The 24,520-nt window shown below is 46.3% G+C and carries 17 protein-coding genes, 2 pseudogenes and 1 riboswitch; of the genes and pseudogenes, 6 read left to right on the forward strand and 13 right to left on the reverse strand.

All coding sequences use genetic code 11. The annotated features are described in order from the left end of the window. Positions 1-1,642: 1,642 nt before the first annotated feature. Positions 1,643-2,920: an MFS transporter gene (locus tag NZD89_RS20480; protein WP_268004558.1), complete on the forward strand. Its 1,278-nt coding sequence runs from the start codon at positions 1,643-1,645 to the stop codon at positions 2,918-2,920. 451 nt (positions 2,921-3,371) lie between these two features. On the opposite strand, the gene NZD89_RS20485 is transcribed toward NZD89_RS20480, so the two are convergent. Then, on the reverse strand, positions 3,372-3,896 hold the full coding sequence (locus NZD89_RS20485) for a hypothetical protein (RefSeq protein ID WP_268004559.1): 525 nt from the start codon (positions 3,894-3,896) through the stop codon (positions 3,372-3,374). 444 nt (positions 3,897-4,340) lie between these two features. Between NZD89_RS20485 and istA the strand changes: the two are divergent. After that, positions 4,341-5,869, forward strand: a pseudogene (gene istA / locus NZD89_RS20490) (IS21 family transposase). Between the two features lie 57 nt (positions 5,870-5,926). Continuing rightward, positions 5,927-6,685, forward strand: a complete 759-nt coding sequence (gene istB / locus NZD89_RS20495; RefSeq protein ID WP_268004560.1) for an IS21-like element helper ATPase IstB — start codon at positions 5,927-5,929, stop codon at positions 6,683-6,685. A gap of 514 nt (positions 6,686-7,199) precedes the next feature. Here the strand turns inward: istB and NZD89_RS20500 are convergent. Then, entirely contained in the window at positions 7,200-7,586 is a 387-nt protein-coding gene (locus tag NZD89_RS20500) for a hypothetical protein (protein ID WP_268004561.1), read from the reverse strand. Positions 7,587-8,394: 808 nt separating this feature from the next. On the opposite strand from NZD89_RS20500, the gene ltrA reads away from it, so the two are divergent. Together ltrA and NZD89_RS20510 are read left to right on the forward strand one after the other, a co-directional pair. Beyond that, a complete protein-coding gene (gene ltrA / locus NZD89_RS20505) occupies positions 8,395-10,278 on the forward strand; it encodes a group II intron reverse transcriptase/maturase (protein WP_268004562.1) in 1,884 nt (627 codons plus the stop codon). A gap of 325 nt (positions 10,279-10,603) precedes the next feature. Beyond that, positions 10,604-11,815, forward strand: a complete 1,212-nt coding sequence (locus NZD89_RS20510; RefSeq protein WP_268004563.1) for an IS110 family RNA-guided transposase — start codon at positions 10,604-10,606, stop codon at positions 11,813-11,815. Between the two features lie 295 nt (positions 11,816-12,110). Here NZD89_RS20510 and NZD89_RS20515 read toward each other — a convergent pair whose 3' ends face one another. From NZD89_RS20515 to NZD89_RS20560, 11 genes and pseudogenes are all read right to left on the reverse strand, one after another. Beyond that, the gene (locus NZD89_RS20515; RefSeq protein WP_268004564.1) at positions 12,111-12,656 is read right to left on the reverse strand and encodes a D-lyxose/D-mannose family sugar isomerase; all 546 of its coding nucleotides are present in this window, start codon (positions 12,654-12,656) and stop codon (positions 12,111-12,113) included. A 32-nt stretch (positions 12,657-12,688) separates the two neighbouring features. Next, positions 12,689-13,738 carry an ABC transporter substrate-binding protein gene (locus tag NZD89_RS20520; RefSeq protein WP_268004565.1) on the reverse strand — a complete coding sequence of 350 codons (1,050 nt, stop codon included), beginning with the start codon at positions 13,736-13,738 and terminating at the stop codon, positions 12,689-12,691. A 65-nt stretch (positions 13,739-13,803) separates the two neighbouring features. After that, positions 13,804-14,802, reverse strand: a complete 999-nt coding sequence (locus NZD89_RS20525) for an ABC transporter permease (RefSeq protein WP_268004566.1) — start codon at positions 14,800-14,802, stop codon at positions 13,804-13,806. After that, entirely contained in the window at positions 14,799-15,584 is a 786-nt protein-coding gene (locus NZD89_RS20530; RefSeq protein ID WP_268004567.1) for an ATP-binding cassette domain-containing protein, read from the reverse strand. The genes NZD89_RS20525 and NZD89_RS20530 overlap by 4 nt, the downstream gene beginning before the upstream one ends. 74 nt (positions 15,585-15,658) lie before the next feature. Beyond that, a complete protein-coding gene (locus NZD89_RS20535; RefSeq protein WP_268004568.1) occupies positions 15,659-16,513 on the reverse strand; it encodes a class II fructose-bisphosphate aldolase in 855 nt (284 codons plus the stop codon). Positions 16,514-16,551: 38 nt separating this feature from the next. Then, the gene (locus NZD89_RS20540) at positions 16,552-17,847 is read right to left on the reverse strand and encodes an FGGY-family carbohydrate kinase (protein ID WP_268004569.1); all 1,296 of its coding nucleotides are present in this window, start codon (positions 17,845-17,847) and stop codon (positions 16,552-16,554) included. After that, positions 17,844-18,773, reverse strand: coding sequence for a 1-phosphofructokinase family hexose kinase (locus tag NZD89_RS20545; protein WP_268004570.1), 930 nt, complete (start codon positions 18,771-18,773; stop codon positions 17,844-17,846). Before NZD89_RS20545 ends, NZD89_RS20540 begins: the two co-directional genes overlap by 4 nt. Before the next feature lie 73 nt (positions 18,774-18,846). Next, positions 18,847-20,064, reverse strand: coding sequence for an IS110 family RNA-guided transposase (locus NZD89_RS20550; protein ID WP_268004571.1), 1,218 nt, complete (start codon positions 20,062-20,064; stop codon positions 18,847-18,849). A 242-nt stretch (positions 20,065-20,306) separates the two neighbouring features. Next, a complete protein-coding gene (locus NZD89_RS20555; RefSeq protein ID WP_268004572.1) occupies positions 20,307-21,311 on the reverse strand; it encodes a LacI family DNA-binding transcriptional regulator in 1,005 nt (334 codons plus the stop codon). Positions 21,312-21,795: 484 nt separating this feature from the next. Continuing rightward, positions 21,796-21,954 (reverse strand): annotated as a pseudogene (locus NZD89_RS29805) (tyrosine-type recombinase/integrase); the annotation flags it as partial. A 235-nt stretch (positions 21,955-22,189) separates the two neighbouring features. Continuing rightward, a complete protein-coding gene (locus tag NZD89_RS20560; protein WP_268004573.1) occupies positions 22,190-22,966 on the reverse strand; it encodes an NERD domain-containing protein in 777 nt (258 codons plus the stop codon). A 769-nt stretch (positions 22,967-23,735) separates the two neighbouring features. After that, a riboswitch (cyclic di-GMP riboswitch) is annotated at positions 23,736-23,832 on the forward strand. Between the two features lie 55 nt (positions 23,833-23,887). On the opposite strand from NZD89_RS20560, the gene NZD89_RS29810 reads away from it, so the two are divergent. Further along, positions 23,888-24,286 carry an EAL domain-containing protein gene (locus NZD89_RS29810; RefSeq protein ID WP_369125215.1) on the forward strand — a complete coding sequence of 133 codons (399 nt, stop codon included), beginning with the start codon at positions 23,888-23,890 and terminating at the stop codon, positions 24,284-24,286. The last annotated feature ends 234 nt before the right edge of the window (positions 24,287-24,520 follow it).

Below are 24,520 nucleotides of genomic sequence, written 5' to 3' on the forward strand. Positions count from 1 at the left end.
CACCTTTTGAGTGAACAAAAGCCACCTGCACTTGGGCAGATAGTCCGGACGTTTCTGTTGTTCGTCCGTTGCAGTATTATGCAGCTCTCCGACTTCTCGCAGCGCATCGGTGCGCACTTCGGGGTTGCCTTATAGCGCACGTTACTGGATAGCTGTGGACTCCTGAACAAAATGGCAGCCACAGCACGACCATTTCGACTTTCTTTACCCACCTGTCCATCGCGGTGCTCACTTACCAGACACTACGAGATCTCCGTGGGTCACAACATCATCTTCCGTGCCATGCCGCCCGCACACACCTTGGTACGATGGGTGGACTAGTAGCGCCTTCGCCTCCATAGTGCAAGCTCGACCTTGCCCCATCTTTGGCCGACCGGTTCGCAATTCGGTTCCCCGTTTCACTACAGCCTGGTACTTCTCCGCAAGCCCTCCGGACTCCACCTCACGGTGGACGCCCTGCCCTCCGATACATCGATTGCTATCGGCCCCTGAGGCGTTACCCCCAGGTTTGGATATGAGCCCCCTAGTCCGAGACTCAGTGGGACTTTAACCCACCCGATGACGCGCTGCCACGCGCACACTACGCAGTTATCCGACTCCCTGTGTGCCATTTGACATTCTCCCGTTATCCGATTGTTTGTCATACTCCCTGGTAGAAGAGCAACAGGGTCTCCCGGGTTGCAGTGTAATCATTGTGTAGCATGCCTGGCTCTCCGACCCCGGGGAAGCTCCGCTGCACTCGCCTTATCGCGCAGTAGAATATGGTCTTCCAGAGTTTCGAAACCGTCGACCTTCCCGTTTAACTCATTTCGAGGCTCAATCACATTCAGGCCTACTACCTAGCTGTCTACGCTTAGCCCACAAAATTACTCTTACGGACCCAAGACTCGCTACTGGTGACTTGGCTTTAGTCTTACCAGGCAGGATTTCCACCTGCTAAATTACACGACCTTGCCCGGCCGCACCGAAACTTGAGTGGAGAATTTTAATTTCAACAACACGCATCGAGATGCCCATATATTGGATTGTGGCGCTTTGTATAACCAGTTAAGGCAGGGACTCATCTAGGAGAGCAAACTTTGTCGTCTTCATTTTATCAAATAATTGTGTATTGTTCTTAATAGCGGAAAATGCATATATCTTCAGTCCCATTTTCTTTTAAAATGAACAAGGATACAAAATTGACATACTTGAAAAGAGATGTAGAACGTCAAGATTGAAACCAGCGAGAGAATTAAGAAAGCACCTATGGGAGGAGTGTTCAGTCATGCAGTTAGAACAGTAAGATTCGTCAGTTGGCCAAATTTCCAATTCGAGATTGACTAATTTTCCAAAGTGGAATATGTTCCTCTTCTAAAAGTACAAGTGCTGGTGATTTATAGTAAGTAGCCTTTGGTATCCTGATCCTCTCTATTTTAAAACTCGTTATCGAAGTATTAATGGTAAGGGGTGCAAGAGGTTTATGTAATCTTAAAAATTGGCAAGTTAACTTATTATGTTTACACACTGTTGCAAGGGTTGACAATTTTAAAAGGGTTAAGTCCATTGTTTCTTTATGTAGTATTGTTGATTAAGAGTTTACGTTAAATAAAGTGAATATTCTGATTAAAAATTATGGAGAACATTATAGGAGGATTTAAATATGAATTATATCCCAGTTAATAACCAAATGAGTGAACCTTCTTTTTCATCTGTACGTTGGCGAATGATAGCACCAACTCTTTTTGTCTTATGGGTTGTTGGGATGTTCGATAAAATTGGTGTGGCTGTGATATCAACGAATAAGGCATTTTTGATTGATATGAATTTGGTTGGAAAGCCTGTTTTAATAGGAAGCTTAGTTACCGGACTACTGTTTTCGTATGGGATTGGTTTTTTCATTTGGGGATGGTTAACTGATCACTTTGGCCCGAAAAAGTGTGCTATAGTAGGTCTGGTATTATGGGGGTTAAGTACATGCTTAGCCGCCATTGCTCCAAATTTTGTTACTCTATTAGTTTCTCGTATTTGTCTTGGCTTCGCTGAAGCATTTTTGTGGCCAGTTTCCAACTCACTGACAGCTCGTTGGTTTCCCTTAAGTGAGCGTGGGCGTGCGAAAGCGATTTGGATTAATGGGATAAACGTTGGAGCAGCTTTTACAGGATTTTTAGTTTTATCCTTACTTCATCAATTTAGTTGGCGTATTGTATTTTGGGTTTTAACACTTCTTGCTTGGGTGATTTGTTTGCCAATGGTATATTGGCTTGTTCAAGATCAACCAACAAACCATAAGAACGTGTCACAATTTGAAATAAACCACATCATGAGTGAGCAACTGACCCAGGAAGATGAAAAGGTTAAAATCAAAGTAAAAGGAGTTTTATCGTCAAGTTTTTGGATGCTTATTCTTTCTTATATTGCAAGTACAATCGGGTTTTATGGATTATCTACTTGGTTTCCAAGCTATTTGGTTATCATGAAACACTTTAACGCGAACCAAACCTCAAGTTATATGGTCTTAGCATATATGGTCGCTTTGATTGCTGTGGTATTCGTTGGAATGCATACAGATAAAACGCAGAAAAAAGCTATTTGGTTAGCCGGGTCATTCGTTGCTGCGCTTGTCTGTCTCTTATTCGCGATAAATTTATCTTCAGCGATTACTGACGCAATTATGATTGCAATAGCGATTGCATTTGTTCAGATTACTACTTTAACGATTATAGGTCTAATGCATAGTATGTCAAGTACTGAAAGAATTGGTACAAGTACAGGAATCGCCACTGGATTCACTGACGTTGTTGCTGCCTTTGGACCAACCATTATGGGTGCTTTGATTGCGTTTGATCACGGGTCATATGTTTTTGCTTTTATGTTTTTAATAGGTATTTTCGTAATAGGTGCTTTGGGAGGATATATTTTACAGCGCCAAAGCTACTAAACTTAAGTTAGAAGTTACAATCATGAATCAGGTTCGAAGGCACTGCAACGCATTGAATAAATTGAGTATTTTGAAAAATCAAGTTTTAATACCAATAGGTTTCAGTGGGAGATGGTTTATGGGAAGGGCCTCTGGGGTTATAGAAATGCAGGGAGCTTTTTTGCACATATGGCCCTTGAAGCAATAATCGGATTAATTACGGAAACTTGTCGATCGTTTTGTTGATTGTTTCGTTGGCGTTAGTTAGATTGATTCGTTCTAAATATTATAGCCTCTCGGAATTAGAGTTCGGAAAAGCGTGGTAAGACGGGATTTCTCCCAATGATCCGCTGGAAAACGGCGAGAGATGATCGACGCCATCAAGATTCCTTGAAAAAGGGTATAGCAAACAGAGCGATGACGGTTCAATTTTCGAAAAGTTATCGCTAGAGATGGTATAGTTGGAGTATTCTCAGGCTGACAAGAGCATCGATCTCAGGTCTAGATTGCTCTCTTGGTACCAAGCGTCCATGTGTTGACACATGGAAATGCAGTAGATGCGGACGGTCCACATCATGGTACTGCGATGCTTGGCAGCTTCGAGGTGAAAATCCTCTTTTACTCGCTTGTTGCTACGTTCGCAGGTGGTTCTGCGTTTGTAGACATTGGTCCACTCGTTGCTGTTGCGAGCGACGGGTGGGAACAAGCGAGGATTATATTTAGTATATGTGTGGACGCATCTTCCGTAAGGTGAATCGGAACAGGGCGTATCACAAGTCACCACTCCTTTGATAACGAGCGGACAATAGTATTTACGGCGTCCGCGTGTATAGTCGTAGCCACGGTCTTTCATCTCCAGTCCCTTCTTGCAGAACGGAACCCCAGTTGGGGAAAACGTGATGTCATCTTTTCGAACTCCCTTGCTTCCCGTACTCCGCAGGTTTAAATCAATAAATGGCTTAATCTGTCTCGAATGAAGGTACTCGTAGATTGGCAACGCATCATGTGCGGCGTCTAAAATCGCCTTGTCTCAGGTATATTCACAAAAGCGTTCAACGAACTCACGGGCACTAACCACCCAAGAGGTCGCATCATGGCGAGAGGCTCGTTGAAGTCTAGGGTAAAGTGGCAAGTCGTATGGGCTATCCGCAGCAACAAAAGTGTAAAGATGATAACCGAATGCGTATTCCGGATGAAAAAAGCCACGCATTCCGGAAAATAGCGGCCGGGCGTTCCGTTTAATCGCAGCCACTCGTTCCGGAAATTCGCGGCCACCTGTTCCGGAAAATCACAGCCACTTTTGAGAGCTAGTTTTTGGTTCTTCCCCTCGTAGCGTTGGTTCCAATTTTAGCGGCAGGTAGAACAACAGATCTCTTGAATCTGTCTCAGTCTCTTGGACAGAAAGGAGTTGTTGTCACCGTTGCCCAGAAGGAGGACACCAATGCGCAAGATCCACGAAGTACTTAGGTTGTACGCTGAGGCTGGACTCAGCGAGCGTACCATCGCCAAAAGCGTATCTCTCTCCCGTAGCACAATCAGCAAAATCATCACAAGATCTAAGGAAATCGGCCTCTCTTGGCCAATTCCCGACGACATGGATGACTCAAAATTGGAGTCTCTACTGTTTCCTGCCCCCTGGGTCGCCCCAAGAACTGCTTCGAGCCGGAGTGGGAAAAGATCCATCAGGAATTGAAGAGAAAGGGTGTCACCCTACAACTACTATGGATGGAGTACAAGGAACAACATCCAGACGGGTATCAGTATAGCCAGTTTTGTGAACGGTATCGGGTTTGGAAAAGACAGTTACAAATCACTATGCGCCAGGAACATCGCGCCGGAGAAAAGATGTTCGTGGATTACGCCGGCCCCACACTGCCTGTTGTAGATCGAGAAACCGGAGAAGTGCAACATGCACAAATCTTTGTGGCTGTATTGGGGGCGAGCAACTACACGTTCGCAGAGGCACACCCAGCTCAAAACGTGGAATCATTCATCAGTGGTCATGTCCGTGCTTTTGCGTTCTTCGGCGGTGTTCCTGAGTTGGTCGTCCCGGATAATCTCAAGTCCGCAGTGTTTAAAGCAGACCGATACGAACCCACACTCAATCGAAGCTATCAAGAAATGGCGTCTCACTACGGTTGTGCCATCTTACCGGCCCGTCCCAGAAAGCCAAAGGACAAGCCCAAGGCAGAAGTCGGCGTCCAAATCGTGGAACGTTGGATTATGGCGGTACTTCGAAACCGCGTGTTTTTTAGCTTTCATGAATTGAATCAGGCAATTAAAGAACTGGTGAATCGGCTGAATCACAAACCATTTCAAAAGCTAGAGGGCTCGCGTCAGTCCCTGTTTGCGGCCACGGACCAGCTCGCCCTCCGACCCCTGCCTGCAACACCCTACGAATACGCAGAGTGGAAGCTGTGCGGCGTACACATAGACTACCACATCGAAGTACATCGAGCGTTTTACAGCGTTCCTTACTCGTTGGTGGGTCAACGCGTGGACGCTCGGATTACACAGAACACAGTTGAGATTTTCTTTAAGGGTAAACGGATTGCTAGTCACGCACGCGCGTTTGCACCTGGCCAAGCACGTACCGAGCCACTCCATCGTCCGAAATCTCACCAGAAGCATCTGGAATGGACACCCTCTCGACTCATCTCTTGGGGAAACAGCGTTGGACCAAACACTGGGATGTTGGTGGAACGGATTTTGCAGAAGTTCAAGCATCCAGAGCAGGGATACCGCTCGTGCCTCGGATTACTGGGTCTTGGTAAACAGTATTCTACCGAACGACTCGAGGCGGCAGCGTTACGTGCACTCACAATCAATTCACCATCGTATCGGAGTGTAAAATCCATCCTCCAAAAGGGATTGGACAAGGCCGACTTGGTTGCTAGAGATCACAGGGTTACACCGAACCACAACAATGTTCGTGGCGCACAGTACTACCAATCGGGCCTGCTTAACTAATATCACAATTCTATGGGAGGGCCAATCTTGCCCTCCTCACATGAGGAGAGACGATTCATGCTAACCAATCCAACCCTTCAGTACCTGCGCCAGATGAAACTCGGTGCCATGGCGGACGCCTACACACAACAGCTTCAGGATCCAAATGCTCAGAGCCTCACGTTCGAGGAACGGTTTGGTCTCTTGGTTGACCATGAATGGGTTAACCGACAAAACCATCGCCAACAGCGTCTGATTCGGGAAGCTCGCTTGAAAATCAACGCGGCACCCGAAGAAATTGAGAATCACGTGTCTCGAACATTGGATCACGGATTGCTTCGTTCACTGACCACCGGGCAATGGGTCCAAGCACATCATAATCTCATCCTAGTCGGCCCGACAGGTGTCGGGAAAACCTTCATTGCTTGCGCATTAGGTACAGCCGCTTGCCGTCAAAATCTTAATGTCCGTTATTTTCGAGTTTCTAAACTTCTTCAGGAATCACTTATCGCCAAAGGGGATGGATCCTACGAGCGATTACAACGCCACATTCGGAAGGCAGACCTGCTCATTCTTGACGACTGGGGATTGGCACCTATGTCTGTCCCCGAAAGTCGAGATCTCCTAGATCTATTAGACGAAAGGACAAACACGCATTCCACTTGTATTGCCAGTCAACTGCCTGTCGAGCTATGGCACGAGCATTTTGTAGATCCCACACTTGCTGACGCGATTCTTGACCGCATTGTGCACAACGCTTATAAGCTTGAAATCAATGGAGAATCGATGCGTAAATTAAAAAGTTCATTGTCTATAGAAGATAATTCTGGTAAGTAGAATATAACCACGTTACGAGGCGGTCAAAAGTGGCTGCAAATTACCGGATTCGGTGGCCGCGATTTATCGGATTCACTGGCCTACATATTTCCGGAACAGGTGGCCGAATTCACCGGAATACGCACCGAAAAAGTATTTGTTTCGATAACTGTCCCAGCCATGTCACAGTCGGGTTGGGAATAGATACGATAGCACCTACATGGGGCAATACCGAGTTCACGACAGTTGCAAAGTCGTTGACTTCGAACTTGTGTTGCTGTTTGAAGTGGCATTCCATCGCTGGCAATAGAAAGTGCGCGAGTGTTACCTAACAAACCCGACTTAGCAGAGACAGTAAGGAATTGATGTTGAAATAACCTGAGCAAAACGTCGAAAGGTTGGACCTTAGCACTGGAACGCTTCTGCAGTTGAGCCATTAGGCTTGCAATTTTGCTGTACGCTTTGGTTGGCGCCTTTTCTCCTTTCTTCCCACCTTTGACTTTCTTTCGATTCAGTCTGAGCTTGGGCGAAAGATTCACGGAGTTATGAGACCACAGCCGCTGGAAGAAGTCGTAGAACGTACCGACGCCTGGCGTTTTTTACCATACTCAAAGCCGCTAAGGATGGCATACAACGGGCAGCGCCGTAATTGATTCACCCATTCTGTGATAGATGGTTCTCCGACCTGTAGCATAAGTAGATACGAACGCAGTAAGTCGGCAGGGTCAATGGATCTGGGACCACGACACGAGAAAGTTTCTTGGAGTAAGTAAAACGTGCCAGAGAGGTCGGTGATCCAGAACTTCTTAACAAGTGACCAGTCTTTGGAGACAAACAGAAGCGACCCATTTGCATAGTGAATACGCAGTTGTTGCTGAACGAACGATTGGTACTGCTCATGAGACCTGACCACTGGCAACATAACGCAACCCCAATTCAGTGAGATAGAGCGGTTAGCCCTTCTCGGGGATTGTTGGGGTCATTCTGAAAAGTCAAGTAAAATTTGGTGTAAATGCCACAGTTTCTTCTCCTGGCAGTGATGAATTTCCAATTTTCAATTGTCAAGTGGGGTAAATGAAGATGGGGGCAAACGAAGATTCCCTCAAGGACAGGACCCCTAGGGAATCAGTCAAATCCAATGGCTATTGCACAAACGGGCTGCGACTTGAAAGTCGTCGGGAATCATGTGGTGCGAATCCACCCGTCCAGAACTGCGGACGCGAACCTACCGTGACGTGGGATGGAACGCCGTCTTGCGAAAGCTCGCGGGACAATGTAGCCGAGTCAGATAGAGTGAATTCGGACCGGAGCTAGGTTGAGAAGTGCATGGTGAACACCAGTGAACCCTATATAAACCGCGTCATGCAAGACAAGCGAAACACTCTGACACGCTTGTGCCAAAAGGGCAAGTAGCCGGGACCAGTACTCCCGTTTACTGGTTCGCAGTTTCGAGCGCTACCGCGGGACTCAGGGCACCTAAACACTTCAAAGATGGATTGTCGACGGAACAAGGTAAGCCCCATGAGGTCTGTCCGTTACGGACAGTAAGCAGAACGTGAGTGAAGCCGAACTCTTCAGGGGGTATAGGAACGGACAAAAAGCAAAGGCTGTCTTGTAATGAGGCAGATAAGGGTAGCAGAAATGCTAGATGCCCTAGCGCGAAAGCGTGCTGACTTGTCCAAGGTTGTCCAGCCAAGAATCCTGCTGCATGAGACGAAAGGGGACCTGTTATGAACCGAAAAGCCGTCCAAAAAGACGAGTCAACAGGTCGCATTCGTAAGAACCCCCGTGAAGTCCACGAAGATAGCATCATGGAAGCCTGGCTCGAAGCCCAAACGGCGGACAGCGGCCAACATGAATCGAATGAGCGGACGAACTGGAAGGAAATCGAACGCCACGTTCTCAGGTTACAGCGACAATTGGCCCACGCAGTCGAAAGCAACAACCGCAAAGTTGTGCGCCACTACAAGTGGCTCATCCGTACTAGTCATCATGTCAAACTTCTCGCCATTCGGCACGTGACACAAGAGAACTCAGGACGACGTACACCAGGAGTGGATGGAAAAACCTACACCACACCGAGAGAACGGCAGGAGCTAGCCGAACTTATTAGCCTTCGCCAACGGCCCCTACCCGTACGACGCGTGTATATACGTAAGAAAAACGGAAAACTCAGGCCGCTCGGAATACCCTCTATTCATGACAGAGTATGTCAGGCGATTCACAAGGCAGCTATGGAACCAGAGTGGGATATGCAGTTTTCCCCCAACGTTTACGGGTTTCGACCCAAACGGTCAACGTGGGATGCCATAAGTCAGCTCTTCGCAAACCTCTGTCAAAAGGGCTCTTCCCAATGGGTTATTGAAGGTGACATACGAGGCTATTTTGACAACGTCGACCACGAGAAACTTCTGGCCAAACTGGCACCAGAAGACCGGGTGTATGTTCGACGCATGTTAAAGGCACCCGTTATCGACCCCGAAGCAGGGCTCATCGAGAGTACACGAGGTACACCTCAAGGGGGCCTGTTATCGCCGTTACTCGCGGTGGTTGCGCTACACGGTATGGAGGAAGACTTGCGGCGGAAGGCGCACAAAATGAAGTTTGGGAACAGTCGTGCGAACCCGGGTATCAACATAGTCGCCTATGCAGACGACTTTATTGTCACGTGTAAAACGAAGGAGCAAGCAGAACAATTCGTTCCAGTCATTGCCCAATGGCTTGCGGAGAATGTAGGCGTTGAACTCAGTCTTGAGAAAACGCACATCACCCATATCTACGACGGGCTCGACTTCCTTGGCTTCAACGTCCGCAAGTACAAAGGGCAACTCCTCATTAAGCCGGCCAAGGAAAACAAGTTGGCGGTGCTGAGGAAAATCAAAGGGATTCTGGACGCAAACAAGTCGGCGAAACAGTCCATGGTGATTCGACTGCTCAATCCCGTCATTCGTGGATGGGGACACTACTATAGCACTCAGGTCAGCAAGAAGGTCTTTTCCTACTGCGACCACAAGATTAACCAGATGCTATGGAGATGGGCGAAACGACGCCATCCGAAAAAGAGTGCATGGTGGATATTCCAAAAGTACTTCACCAAGCGCGGCAATCGAAATTGGGTTTTCGCGGACGGCCCGTACACCTTGGCTACGATGAGCGACATACGCATCATCCGTCACATCAAGATACAGGGACGACGCTCACCCTACCGACCTAGCGACCAAGAATACTTTGAGAATCGACGAGAACAACTGCTACTCAAACGCTTGAATGGATTTCAGAAGAAAGTTGTGCACAAAACCAACGGCAGGTGTGCGCTCTGTGGGTGCAACATATCCCCGGAACACTTTCGTCGCTGGCAAGTGAATGATGACGATGGTATCCTGTTCACTCGGATGATTCCCGAGCGGCTTGGCGGACACAACACGGTTGAAAATGTGGTGGTCACTCACCGATGGTGCTATGAGAAATTTCGCTCAGCCCATGGCTACGATGCGCTTCCGGAACATCCGGAACGATTTCTCTCATACAACGAGAGCATTGTAAACGGCCACGTAGTATGGACTGGTAAGGATGCACCACTCGGTAAAGAGCAACCAGACTGCTGGACGGCTTGAGCTGCATAACGGGAAACTGTTACGTGCAGTTCTTAGGGGAGAAGGGGGCCGCAAGGCCCTCGACTTACCCAGCGGCGTTCGTATTATGAGGTCAGCCAGTTCATCATTTCTGGTTGACCTCTCTTTGTGTAGAGGTTTTCATTGCGGTAGCCGGGTAGAACGTCCGGGGGCGTGGGTCGATGAACCCGTGAGCTAATCCGTTCACCCCCTACTTGTAGAAGCATGTTTGAGGCTGGTTGAGACATCGATCTCGTATCACAAGCGAAGCTATGAACTGCAAGATGGATAGGGGTTACCGGTATTACACATCAAAGGAGATGTTCACTTGAATCCAGTCATTGGTCTGGATGTGGCTAAAGGAGAAAGCATCGCTCAAGCATTCTTAGATAAAGGGACGCCTCACGGTAAACAGTTCACTGTCGTTCACACTCATGACGGTCTTGAAGACTTCCATCAGGTTTTACGGGAAGTCGAAGCAAAGTCAGGTCTGCAACCAACAATTATCCTTGAAGCGACTGGGCACTATCATGCACCGATCATTCGATTCCTAGATGACCAGAATTATGTGTATATCATGGTAAATCCATTGATCGCGTACTCAGCCAAGAAATCCAGTCTGCGTAAGGTAAAGACCGACGCGGTAGACGCTTACAGCTTATGCGAGCTCTTCTACAAAGAGGATTTTGAGCCCTTCAAGAAGAGGGGATTGCAACTGTTAAACCTACGTAGCCTAACCCGGCAGCACGCTGCGATAACCCGACTATCCGTTCAGACCAAACTGCAATTCCAGGCTGTTTTAGACCAAGTGTTTCCCGAATACAAAGGAGTGTTTGGGGACTTATATTCCAAAGTCTCATTACGGACGTTGCTGGAGTTCCCGACCGCTGACTCAGTGCTGAATGTAACGGAAGCAAAGCTGACCAAAAGAGTTTCAGAGTTATGTAAGAGTAGGTCGGAACGTTGGTCGAGAGAAAAGGCACGCGAAATCATTGCTGCCGCTACGCGTAACCCGTTCCGAAATGTTTTATTAGAGGGGTATCTGCTTAGTCTGAAGATGTACATCCAAATGATTCTTCAGTACCAAGAGCATCTATCCCACCTTGAAAAAACGATAGATGCCCTTGCCGAAGAGATTGAAGAATATAAGATTATCCAATCTATCCCCGGTGTCGGTGAAAAAATCGCGGCAACGATTATTTCAGAAATCGGAGAGATAGACCGGTTTAATCACCCAAAGAAACTCGTCGCTTTTGCAGGCATAGATCCAAGCGTGCACTCGTCTGGTAAGTTCACTGCAACCATCAATCGGATTACAAAGCGAGGTTCGAGCCGGTTACGACACACCTTGTATTGTGCAGTCGAATGCGGTTTACGGAAAACTCGCAACAAAAGGCTTAAAACGTTCTACGACAAGAAACGTGCAGAAGGTAAGCCTTATAAGCAAGCAGTGATCGCCTGCGTCAACAAACTGATTCACTGGATCTATGTGTTGCTAAAACGAAAGGAGCTTTTTGTAGAGCGGAAACACGACTTGTGAACTCTTGCCCCTTAACGTAAGAAACAACACTCACCCGGCCACAATAACTTTCCGTATTGACTGCTTTCTCTTAATGTTACTCAACAGGGATTCGGCAAAAACCTATGCACAGGTCAATCAAAAACCACGTATCACATGATCCGTGGTTTAAGCTGGTGAAGGCAAATGATGACCACTATGGTCACTACCTCCGTCAGATTTATCTATAGATTTGCTCGTAGCCTTTTGCTCAACTGCTAGTAAGCGTTAATTCCCTACATCAAACAAGAAAGGCATAGAGACACGAGCATTATTGCTATGAGTGAGACATAACTGGTATGCGTACGATTCTCGGATCCGTGAAAATATCAAATTCATCTCTGCTTGTCGTTGAAAACTCTGATACAACAGCCCCCTCTTCCGCTGCTTGGAACCAATGCAACGTATTTGGCGGAATGGTCATCTGCTGACCAGGTGTGAGCTCCATCTCACGAAACACCGTATAAAATTTCTTGCTACCTTCGGGAATACACGCCTTGATATTATCAGTCGGTTCTCCCTCTAGGTATAAGCGAACTTTACCCCATCTACATCTAAATGTCTCGGTTTTACCTGGGTTTGGTCCGACTTGTGGATGTCGATGTTCAGGACACGTTTGATGTGGTAGCAAGGCGAGCTCCTTCGCACAATACAAATCAGAATTAATGTACGTAACGAGCCCCAGACCTTCTAATTCGTAATTACCTAGCCCAAAATCTACAATTTCAACTTGTTCTTGCTCTTGTTCTGTCAAAAAGATGTGCGCCGATTGAAACAATCCAAGCACTTTACCCTTAGCTTCTATCCAATGGTTCTTTATCATATAGCTCCCTCTCTAATGGATAGTATCGACTCTTAATTATTGGATCCTGTTGCATAAATCCAGTTCTGAGTACTGGAATTATTGACGTTTTGTTTCGTTATTACTAAGTTCTCCAACTGGGTAGATTTTGGGAAAGTATTCTTGCCTGTTAAAGAGTCATAAGCGTACTCTACGGCTAGTTGGCCTTCTTGGTATGGATTTTGGGCAACTGTACCGTAAATCAGACCGTCTTTAATATCCTGAATTTCTTCCGGTTCAGCATCATAGGCAATCACATTAACTTGCCCTGCTTTTCCACTGGATTTCACAGCTTGACCTGAACCGACTGCCGCGTATAGATTTGTGCCAAATACCCCCACCAAATTCGGATGAGCCAAAAGAATCGAAGAAACGTCACTATCTGCTGTCGTCTCAGAGTTGTTGCAATACTCGTCAGCCACGACCTTCATGCCGGGGTATTTCTTGATCTCTGCCATGAACCCTGCACGTCTTGCATCAGCAGTGGTAACGCCTTTATCAAAGTTAATAACTGCAACTTCGCCTTTCCCATTCGACGCTTTCGCAAGTGCGTCTGCGGCTGCCTCCCCACCTTGATAGTTATTACTCGTCACGGCAGCCGTAAGAAAACTTGTGTCTGAAACGCTTGTATCTACCGTTACTACTTTAATTCCTTGTTGAGCAGCTGTTTTGAGAGGCGGCGTTAACGCATTTGCATCCGCCGGAGCCACAAGTAACGCATTCACACCTTGTGAAATAAGACTATTTACAACAGGAAGTTGATCAGATGCTGTCATAGCCGTTGCGCCTTGGAAGAGTAACTTTACGCCAAGTTTTTTGGCTTCTGCTTGAGCACCATTGTTCATCGTAATGTAAAACGGATCGGTGGTTAAACCCGGGACTAAGGCCATTGTGTAGGATTTTCCGTCACCAGTACTCTTTGCACTTGCAGTACTTGAACTACTCTGCCCTGAGTTACTTGATCCAGCGTTGTTTGACGTGGAATTGCCTACACCACAACCAGCAAGAACAACAGTGGCTAAAACGGATGTTGCCAAAACAGAAATCGCTTTCTTTGAACTCATTTTAAATTCCTCCTATTGCTTCATTTTTATTTAATTTAGGGGGGACCCCAGATTAAATCCCATTTTTACTTGGTCTTATGTCTTAATTGTTCAACAAAAACTGCCGCGATAATGATGGCCCCAACAGCAACCGTTTGCCAATAGGCTTGAACGTTCAAGATTACCAGTCCACTTGCTAATACAGCGATGATAATAGAACCTACAACGGATCCAAGAACAGTACCCCTACCACCAAATAAACTAGCTCCACCAATGACAACTGCTGCAATCGCGTTTAGTTCGTCATTCTGCCCAGATATCGGAGAGGCAGATGCAAATCTTGCAGCGACGATTAATCCTGAGATTCCCGCCATGAGGCCTGAAAGTGCATAGATTTTCACTATGTGACGCGGTACGTTGATACCAGTCCGGCGTGCAGCTTCTTCGTTGCTCCCGATTGCGTAGGTATGAACCCCGAACTTGGTTTTCGCCAAGGCGATTCCAGAGATAATACAAAGGACTATGGTTATAAGGACCGGATACGAGAGCACTTTACCGATGTTGCCATTTCCGAAACTAGTAAGTTCGGTTGGAAGTGAGGTAATATCCGCACCATTGGATAAGAGGAAAGTTACCCCACTAGCTATACCCATGGTCCCTAGCGTTGCAATGAATGGTGTTATTTTCATCTTGGCAACCACAAAACCATTAACCGTTCCAAAAATCAGCCCAGTTACTAGCGAAACTAACGAACCAACAATAAGCGAGAGTGCTGAATTCCCTAATAGTTGCATACACATTCCACCGGTTATACCGGATAATCCTAAAACAGCGCCAACAGAAAGATCGATGCCCGATGTAATGATGACAAACGTCTCACCAATTGCTAGAAGTAGAATCTCTGTAGCGGACGTGGTCGTACTTAAAAAGTTGTACGCCGATAAAAACCTGGGCGCGAGTATACCAAAAATAGCGATGATCACAACCAATACACAAAGTGTCCAGTAATCACCGATTTTCGCCATGAGGTTGGTTCGGTTTTCGCCCCTCGATTGGATCGATTTCGTCTGAATTTGGCCAATCATACCGTTGCACCTTCCTGTTCTATAATTTGTGTTTTTGCTCCAGTGATATACTGCACGATCTCTTCTAAAGTCGTATCTTTAGTCGTTAAGATTCCGCTTACTTGGCCTCTGCGCAACACGACGACTCTATCCGTGACTTCTAATACGTGCGGCATTGTATGGCTAATTAGAATTACAGCTACGCCTTCAGATTTTAATTTTTGGATGAGTTCAAGAACCTTTGCGGATTCCTGAACGCCAAGCGCTGCAGTCGGCTCGTCGAGAAGAATTAGCTTCGCTCCCCGTGACGTCGCACGAGCAATTGCAATGGACTGCCGCTGTCCTCCTGATAGCTCCCCTACCTTTTGTTTGAGATCCTTTATTTGTACATTCATTCGGACTAGTGATTCTTCCGCCTTACGGACCATTTGCTTTTTGTTCAAAAAACCAAATTTCCCACGCCAACCTGTTTGACATTCTTCTCTACCCAAAAACAGGTTAGAAGCAACATCCAAATCTAGTGCAAGGGCCAAATCTTGATAAACCGTTTCAATTCCGAGCTTCTGTGACTCTAATGGACCTTTAATGGATACAGGTTTACCTTCAAATATAATCTGACCTTCATCAGGTTCTTCGACCCCTGAAAGCATTCGAATTGTTGTCGACTTTCCGGCACCGTTGTCTCCAACTAAGCCAATCACTTCGCCCGGATAAATATTAAAATCAACATCCCGGAGTGCTTCAATTGCCCCATATTTCTTCTTAATATGTGACACCTGCAATAGCGGAGCTCTTTTTGACATTCCGCACCCTCCCTAAAAATCATTCAGTGTTAAATTTAAAGTAACGCTACTCGTAAATAGTTTCTTGAACCTCATTACAATCTTTGAACAGAACCACACACGTGCATGTAGTGTTCAACACGTTGCTGGAATGCTGTTCTTGCCACGACCAGTGCATCAGGAAAGCGGACCTTTGGTTTTTCAGCAGCCTGTATAAATGCTTGCTTGGCAGCCTCTGCAATCTCGGTGAATACGTTTACTTTTGTAATTCCACTCTCAATCGCACGTTGAATATCTTCATCCGACAAACCAGAGGTACCATGCATTACAAGTGGTACATCGGTTGTATCCCGAATCTTTCTTAAGCGTTCCAAATCTAGTTTCGGTACAGACTTGTATGCGCCGTGCTTTGTGCCAAACGCAACTGCTAAAGCATCAATCCCGGTCTCCTCAGCGAATTCCTTTGCAACAATCGGATCCGTGAATGTGTTCTCTATCGCTTCTTGTGTCTCAAACGCTTCCCCTTTGCCCACGTGGCCAATTTCGGCTTCAACTGAAACATCGTGTGCATGGGCATAGGTGACGACTGATTGTACAATCTCTATATTTTTTTGATAAAGCTCCTCGGATGCGTCTATCATCACCGAATGAAATCCTAGTTGGACCGCCTGCTCGATAAATGGGAATGTCCGTCCGTGATCGACGTGCAGACACGCCGTCACTTGGTAGCGTTTTCTTGCATCTTCAAATAATGCAGCAATGGTAGTAATATTCGTGTAATTGTACGTGTATCCAGCATGCGAATGTGCCAAAGCAACAATTACTGGCGATTTACAAGCTGCAGCCGCTGAAAATACTGCATCCATCGTTTCTGCACTTTGTACATTAATGGCCGGTATCGCATATTTGTTTTGCTTCGCATCAGTCAGCAATTCGCGAAGAAGTGTCACAATTACCCCTCCTGTCACATTGATAAACACGTAATCGGCTAGACTTCACAAACTTGTTTCGCCATCAAGGCAGCGCCTAGTGATGCGGACTCAACTTCATGAATGACGTGTAATTCTCTTTTATAGGCCTCGGACCTCAGGTTTCTCCAGAATAGGTGTGATGTCGGTTTACCGGTTACATACAGTTTTCCTTCGTTATCTGACAAGGAGAAGAGTTCATTTACAACGTCTCTTGACACTGCGGCGATTCCCTCTTGAACTGCTCGCATAACAGTACCCCTTTCAAAGAAGCGATTCGACCCGGTTAGAGTCCAGGTACAAAGATCATCCGACATAATAAATTGATTGCCTTCGCATCCTATTGGCGTGATAGACATCTCCTGATAGATTTCCTCGTCATCTGAGTTTTTATAAAGCAATTCCTTCCATTGTTGAAACAAGTGCCCCGATGGGATGGAAATCATGATGTAATAGAGAAGCCCATCCACAAAACAACCTTGTTCTGCTGGAAATCGGCTTTTCAAGTTAGGAATTGGGTGATTCATTAAAACAAAACACGCCTCGGATGTACCTGCTGAAACGAGCACATCTCCCGCATTTCGAACACCCCCGGCAAATGCGGCACAAAAGTGATCATGCCCACCTGCGCAAATCACCACATTACTAGGAAGGCCTAGTTCCTTCGCAACCGTTTCGGTCACAATGCCCAGTTTAGATCCGGAAGGGACTAATTCTGGGAACATCTCTCGAGGCAACCCTGAAGCTGCTACAATTTCCGCATTCCAATCTTTTTGGAGAACATCAAATACTCCCGTTCTCGATGCATGCGACCAATCCATTTTGTATTCACTGGAAAATTGGCCTAACACAAAGCTTCCGATATCTGTAAAAATCGACGTCCTTTTCAAAATCTCTGGATGGTGTCGCTTGAACCACAAAAGCTTATATAGGACGTACCAGGGGCCTGGGGTAATTCCCCTAAATAACCCGATTCCAAAGGTTGAAAAAAATTGCTCTCGCTCAGGCCAGCTTCGTTCGTCAAACCAGGGGATTATCGGAGCTAACGAGTGACCCGTTTCATCTATCAGAACAATTTCTTCCCCTACGCAACTGACCGATAGGCCGACAACATCTGAGACATCTACCTTTTCCCCTAACTCCATAATTAGTTTTTTAACCAGCGATACAATATCTTCTGAGTAACGAACCCGGCCCCAATCGTTTTCGACAATTGGTGTGGGTGCACTAACTTTCTGCACAACAGTAGCTGTTAAAATGTTATATAAAATGACCTTTGTGTTCGTCGTTCCAATATCAATCCCGATAGTCTTCATCCAGCGATCTCCACCATAGTCGATTCCGCCAATCCATTTAAATCTAAGTTATTCGGTATTTCAGGCATCAAATTCATTGCATTCGCTACAGCACATGCACTCGCGTATCGAACCGATGTCTTAAAATCACCTGTCGCGCCATATTTCGCTATAAACCCACCAACAAACGTGTCCCCAGAGGCAATCGGATTTACAGATTCTACTTTTGGTACTCGTACATAGAAAGCACTTTCACGGTTTGTAGCAAGACACCCTCTTTCACCAAGGGTCACAACTACGTTTGAAACCCCATTTTCGATAACCGATTCTAACTGTTCAAATAACTTTGATTCGCTCGTCACATTTGGATAAACTTCTTTAAACTCGTGGATATTCGGCTTAATCATCCACGGCTTAGCTTCAATCGCATCTTTGAGGAGGTTTCCGGTAGCATCAACAATTGTAAATACTTCTTTACCTTCAAGTGCCCGGATAATCTCTCCGTAAAAGTTAGAAGGCACCCCCTTCGGAACACTCCCCGACAGTACGACGAAGTCTCCGTCTTCAACGTCTGCGAGCAGTGTCTGAACAAGCTGTTCCTGCTCTTTTAATGTTACATTCGGACCTTGCTCATTAATCACTGTGAAGCGCTTCTCGTTATTCTCGATATAAATATTACAAACCCTTGTTTCGTCACAGATTTCGGTATGTTTGTCTTCAATTCCAGCAGCGAGACAAGTTGCGCGTATTGACCGACCAATTTCCCCACCAAGAAATCCATAGGCAGCGACTGAAACCCCTAGATGACGCAATGTCCGTGCCACATCCAGCCCTTTTCCACCTGCGAATGATTTCGTTAAGTGAACGCGATTCACTTCGCCAAGTACTAGAGAATCAATTGTATGGGTCCTATCCATTGCTGGATTGGCTCCTAAAACTCGAATCACTATTTTGGCCCCCTACCGTGAAAATGGCATAAAAAAGCTCCCGTGTTCTCCCTCTTAGACATATCTGGATATTTCAGGAAGTTGGTTGAACTATGACTGTCAAACCGAGTTTCTCCAGAGAATACAAGTGACGACGGATAACTCGTTCTCGGTTCCGCTCTTCGTGGTACGTTGGCCCAAGGTCCTCGTATTCTGTCTGATTGACCAGCATGTGATAGATGATAATTAACATGTAGTGACCGACTGCCACGGCTGCTCTCTTGGATCCCCGACGCGCAGCGATTCGGTGATACTTAGCGGACAGATAGGTATTCTTTGTTCTGGCGGCGCCACGTGCGGCTTCGATTAACGCTTCTCGTAACCAAGGATCTCCCTTGCGGGTCTTGCCACTTCGTCGTTTACCCGCACTTTCATTGTTGCCTGGACACATTCCTGCCCAGGACGCCAGGTGTTGCGCACTTGGAAACCTGCTCATGTCGGTACCGATCTCCGCCAGTATCAGTTCCGCCGTCCGCTCGCCAATTCCAGGTATCGTCTGGATTCGCCGGAGATCTTCGTCAAAAGGGCGCATCCGCTGCTCAATTTCAGCACTCACTTCCTCGATCAACTCATCAAGGTGATCGATGTGCCGAAGCTGAACAGCAAGCATCATCTGCTGGTGCGGACGAACAACACCGTGCAATGCACGTTTCAGTTCTGCGGTCTTGTTACGGAGGCGTCCCTTCACGATCTCCTTGAGCCGTGATTCATCCATTTTTCCACCAATGAGTTCAGTGAGGATGGCTCGACCCGATACGCCAACCACATCACTTGCCACCGATGCCAATTTGATATTTGCTCCTTCAAGGACTTTCTGGAGGCGGTTGACTTCATTGGCACGTTCCCGGACGAGAGACTTGCGGTACCGGACCAGTTCCCGAAGTTCACGCTGATTTCGGTCAGGGATATAGCTCCCCTTGAGCAGGCCATGGCGCAGCAGGTCCGCTATCCATTCAGCGTCCCGAACATCCGTCTTTCGACCCGGAACCTGCTTGATGTGCTGGGCATTGACGACCAACGCCTCGAGATCCCTGTCTTCGAGAAGGTTGAAGATCGGCTTCCAAAAGACGCCCGTACTTTCCATCGCCACATGCGTGCATTCATGACCGAGAATCCACTTTATGAGGGACTCAAGGTCATCCGTCATCGTTCCGAACGTCCGAATCTCCTTTATCTCCGGCGTGATCACACAACCAACGACCTTCTTCTTGTGGACATCCAGTCCGCAGCATCGCTCGTGTACAACCTGCATAATGCTGCCACTCCTTACCCAAAGAAGTACAGCCACGTGGCGACCGATGCGATAGGAATTCTACCGTACGTGCTTCCCGACAGCGGGAGCGACAAATCGTGGTGCTCCAAGTCGCCAACTCCGTCTTATGCACGGACTCGTGGTACCAGGGGGCGACGAGCTCCGTGTGGCTGTCTAGCGACATAGTAGATCACGGATCTACATTTTCATAGATTGTGGTGCCGCCAGGCGGCATGGGGGTCTTATGTAATAATTGACGAATCCCGAACCACCAGTTCCGCCGTAATTAAGTCATGCGCCGGTTCGAACGTTTTGTTTCCGTCTAGCTGTTCCATCAAGCGGCGAACAGCCAGATGACCGATTTCTGCCGGCTTTGAGCGGACGACCGTAACCTCTGGTGTTACGAGTGTTGTCCAGGGAGCATCGTCAAACCCAATAATCCCAACCTCATTTGGAATATTAATTTTTTCTTCCTTCAATCTTTGAAAAGTGCCACGTAAAACTGAGTTCGTAACGCAAAATATTCCGAACGGTCGTAAGTTAATTTCATGGAGAATCCTACCCGTCTGTTCATACCCTACGTCTGCTCCCCAACCATCCGTAGAAGCGATAATTGGTCGAAATCCCTGTTCCTTACACACGTCGATGTACGCGGTTTCACGTTCCTTAATGGGTGATGCAACCTGGTTAGACGTTATCATGACAACCTCGTCGTACGACTGAAATAGGTGGCTCACGGCTGACTTCGTCGCTTCGTAGTTATTCGTTGTTACAACGGTTCCAGTAATGCCAACTGGTGGTACTCGATCAACGTACACAATCGGCAGTCCCTGTTCTTCAACCCACTTATATGTGGGGTGATTTTCCGTCGGCTCTGTTACCGCAACGATTAACCCATCAACTTTATATCCGATTAACTGATGTAGATATCTTTCCTCTCTTTTCGCATCTCGGTCTGTATGAAATAAAAAGAAGTCATACCCTACCGATTCAAGCTTTCGTTCAATAGCTCGGATTAAGTCTGTAAAAAAGGAACCATATAAGTCAGGAATTAAAACCCCAATGATTTTCGATCTAGACGCACGAAGATTCCTTGCAACCGGATTCAAATTAAAATTTAAGGATTCGACTGCTTTCATAACCTTTTGGGCCGTTTCCGGAGACACAAATCGAGTACGATTTAAGACGTGGGACACCGTAGCGACGGATACCCCAGCCTCCTTGGCAACGTCTTTAATTGTGCTCACAACACCACCTCACAAACCAGAAAAACGTTTACGTAATCGTTTAAATGAATTTTATTCGGATCTGCACTAACTGTCAACAAAATTATCTGTAATTTTATAAATTCAGATCAATGGTGATGTCGCGCGCGGATTCCCCTGTCAAATTTAACGTTCCTTATTAAAATCTTAAGCTGAAAACATCAGGAGACATTAAAAAGAGAAATGCCAGAGCGCATGTGTAAGCGGTCTGGCATCCCTAAGCTATCACTTCTTTACATCCTCAATTCCCCGCAGTGAATTCCCGTCAACTACCTGTTACACCACTTGCCCCAATAATATCCGCGACTTCTGAAGCGTTGATCCAGAACTGAAACTGAAACACCCTGTTCGAATGCAATCCGTTCTCGGATTTCACCATCCTTCATTTGTCAATTATCCCTTGTAATTGTTGCGGAAGTTCCTTCATTGAAGTTCTCCCTCCATGGCCGGTGTATATTTACTGAGGTTAATCGCTGATTAACCTGTAGGTATCTCTGGTCGTAATGATGCTCTTATGTCCTAACAATCTCTGCAACTCGTGTAGATGTCCCCCAGCATACAGGTATTGTGTAGCAAACGGATGGCGAAAGACGTGACACGTGACAACTTCACTTGCCCCCACCTTGTGAGAAGCAGTTTTTCAGTACCTTGTTCAGAGTCGATGGCGATAGCCTTCCTGACTTCTCGGTTTGAAAAAACGAGAATACGGATCCTGGGGCACAAGGTACCGATTATAGTACTCAGCGACATAAGGAAGTAATTCAGTTTGATGACAGGGGGTATCCCGTTCCGTGTCGAGTGGGCATAACTTCAAACTGGAGTGGATTCACCAAGGGGTACCACTCCTTTGAACCCGGATTTCATATACCTGCGGTAAAATAGCATTTGGGAAAGTTGCTGCACCCCGTAAATGAACCGTATTTGCCCGTGCGTTTGACTAATGTCCCTCCGCATTTGGGACAGATGCCTTTCTTTACGGTTGCTCGGTGATTGGCAACAGCCGATTGGATGTTTTTTGTATGCTTCTTTCGCTGATTGTAGTCACCGATATTTGTACCACGTAGTTTTTCTGTGATTTGATTGACTTGATTCGTCGACAAGACCGCTTGGTCGTACTGGTCAATGGTATTTCTGAGATGTCGCGTGTAAATTAGATGTGTTCCCGGCTTCACATCTACCCACAACTCCGCGTTCCCCGTGAAAGCAACGATGGAGACCACTTTTACAGCCAGTGTTTCACCGAGCAATTCCTTGATGGCTTGTACATGTCCGTAGTTCTGCCGTAGGGGATTTCCGAAACGGTCCTTCCGACGGTAATTTACCTGAGTCCACTGGGCGTCCGTTTCTTTCCCCATAATTCTTCCCGAGTAATTTTTCGTTTCAATTATAAACACACCGTACCGTGAAACCACCACATGGTCGATCTGGCTTGTACCGCTCTTTGACTTCTGGTTAGGGATAAGGAGGTCGTTAACCACTATGTACTTGCTAGTATCGAGTTCATCCAGCCGGGAGCGAACAATGCTTTCTCCACGATGACCCAGCAATTTTGGCATTAGCTGTTTAAAAACCAGGAGCACAATTATAAGTGGGATGGAAATAAACAAAATAGATGGTATATGGACTTGTGTTGGCACGAATGCACCTCTCATTCTTTCTAAGAAGAAAGCTTAGCTACTAAGATTTTACTTGAAAGGGCTGAATCACGCTGCAACTAAGATTTTTACATTTGGACAATTGCTAATTCCTATCATCCCTACGTAAGTGAATGTGGGGAGGTAATTGCATGAAATTCAAAATACGAAGCAAACTATGTTGGTTAGCCACCCAAAACTCCCTAATACATTTGGAGATACATCTCCTATGATGTAGGCATTCGGACAGCCAATTCTCGGAAAATACTACGCTAATGGTAACACCATAAATACCAATGGAGCTTCAATATTTACTATATTATTCAACTCATATCTGTAAAACCTTAAACGAATGAGTACTACGGGAAATGCCTATGTAGAATTATTCAGTTTAAATCGATAATGCCGTTACAAATTGTACAAATCGTGTACATAAATTTCACAATTAGAATCTGTATAATCCTAGGTACGATAACAAATAAATCCGATAGACAAACGTGGATATCGTGTCTTGTCTGCTCGGGGGAGCAACCGTTGGGTGTTTGTATGGTTTGGTTAAGTTTTACCTGAATTTTTATAGATTACAGAGCAAATTCACGACACTAGAGATGACGTTAAGGTCGTGGAAAAAGCGAGGAACCACTATGATGCGATGAAAATTATGAACAGAGTTCACGATAATTAATCGGACTGTTCGTTGTTAAAATAGTACATTTAATACACAAAGAAACAAAAGGTTTGATATTAAATTACCACGAATATTGTCTGGCATAAACGAAAGAGGCAACCCTTCGGAAACGAAGAGGGCGCAAAGCTATAGGGGCTACAGTAGAGTGAGAGTGTTTCTACCAGGCCTGCCAGCTACCTTGTATCGGAAGGGACATCCGTATTCGCGGGTGTCCTTTTTCGTGCGCGGAAATGTATATGGGGAGGCGACAGCAGTGGTCAAGAATTGGATTAACAGAAAGAGAGTTGGACAAATCCTTTGTTAACCACATTCCACACGCTTGGGCACCAACCCAAATAGTTTCATCGGTAATTAATCTCGCACACAATCTGAAGTTGACTGTGGTAGCAGAGGGCGTTGAAACGCAAGAACAGTTATCCTTTTTAAAAAATGCAGGCTGTAACCAAATACAGGGGTATCTGTATAGTAGGCCTTTGCCGGTTGGAGAATTTGAGAGTGTATTGAGGTCAGGAGTACTCACACCTGGTTTGCAAAATAACATCCCACAAAAATTCACAAACAAACGAAAACACTTTCGTGTCACACTTGCGCCACCCCTAGTTGGTAAGGTTGGTGCTAGGTTGTATTTAAACTGAGCCTGAAGACTAAGTGGAACAAGGTGATGCCCTTCAACATAGTTCTTACCTGTCCGTTTAGACGTGTAGCTCACATGACTTGGGTCGAATTCACACAGATAGTTGGCATTCTCTAACGCCCCCCGCGCGATACCGACATCTCGTTGCCAAGTCTTCCGTCCTCGTGACATACGAGGTTCTTTCTTATCCTGCGGAGACGAAGTGTATTTAGGCTGAGCCGTAGACACACGTTGT

This window comes from Alicyclobacillus fastidiosus (assembly GCF_026651875.1).
GTDB lineage: Bacteria > Bacillota > Bacilli > Alicyclobacillales > Alicyclobacillaceae > Alicyclobacillus > Alicyclobacillus fastidiosus.

What these genes read in the sequence shown, in the direction of transcription:
- NZD89_RS20480 (WP_268004558.1), top strand. Translation starts at nt 1,643, where the DNA reads ATGAATTATATCCCAGTTAATAACCAAATGAGTGAACCTTCTTTTTCA.
- istB (WP_268004560.1), top strand. Translation starts at nt 5,927, where the DNA reads ATGCTAACCAATCCAACCCTTCAGTACCTGCGCCAGATGAAACTCGGT.
- NZD89_RS20500 (WP_268004561.1), bottom strand. Translation starts at nt 7,586, where the DNA reads ATGTTGCCAGTGGTCAGGTCTCATGAGCAGTACCAATCGTTCGTTCAG.
- ltrA (WP_268004562.1), top strand. Translation starts at nt 8,395, where the DNA reads ATGAACCGAAAAGCCGTCCAAAAAGACGAGTCAACAGGTCGCATTCGT.
- NZD89_RS20515 (WP_268004564.1), bottom strand. Translation starts at nt 12,656, where the DNA reads ATGATAAAGAACCATTGGATAGAAGCTAAGGGTAAAGTGCTTGGATTG.
- NZD89_RS20520 (WP_268004565.1), bottom strand. Translation starts at nt 13,738, where the DNA reads ATGAGTTCAAAGAAAGCGATTTCTGTTTTGGCAACATCCGTTTTAGCC.
- NZD89_RS20525 (WP_268004566.1), bottom strand. Translation starts at nt 14,802, where the DNA reads ATGATTGGCCAAATTCAGACGAAATCGATCCAATCGAGGGGCGAAAAC.
- NZD89_RS20530 (WP_268004567.1), bottom strand. Translation starts at nt 15,584, where the DNA reads ATGTCAAAAAGAGCTCCGCTATTGCAGGTGTCACATATTAAGAAGAAA.
- NZD89_RS20540 (WP_268004569.1), bottom strand. Translation starts at nt 17,847, where the DNA reads ATGAAGACTATCGGGATTGATATTGGAACGACGAACACAAAGGTCATT.
- NZD89_RS20550 (WP_268004571.1), bottom strand. Translation starts at nt 20,064, where the DNA reads ATGCAGGTTGTACACGAGCGATGCTGCGGACTGGATGTCCACAAGAAG.
- NZD89_RS29810 (WP_369125215.1), top strand. Translation starts at nt 23,888, where the DNA reads ATGGGGAGGCGACAGCAGTGGTCAAGAATTGGATTAACAGAAAGAGAG.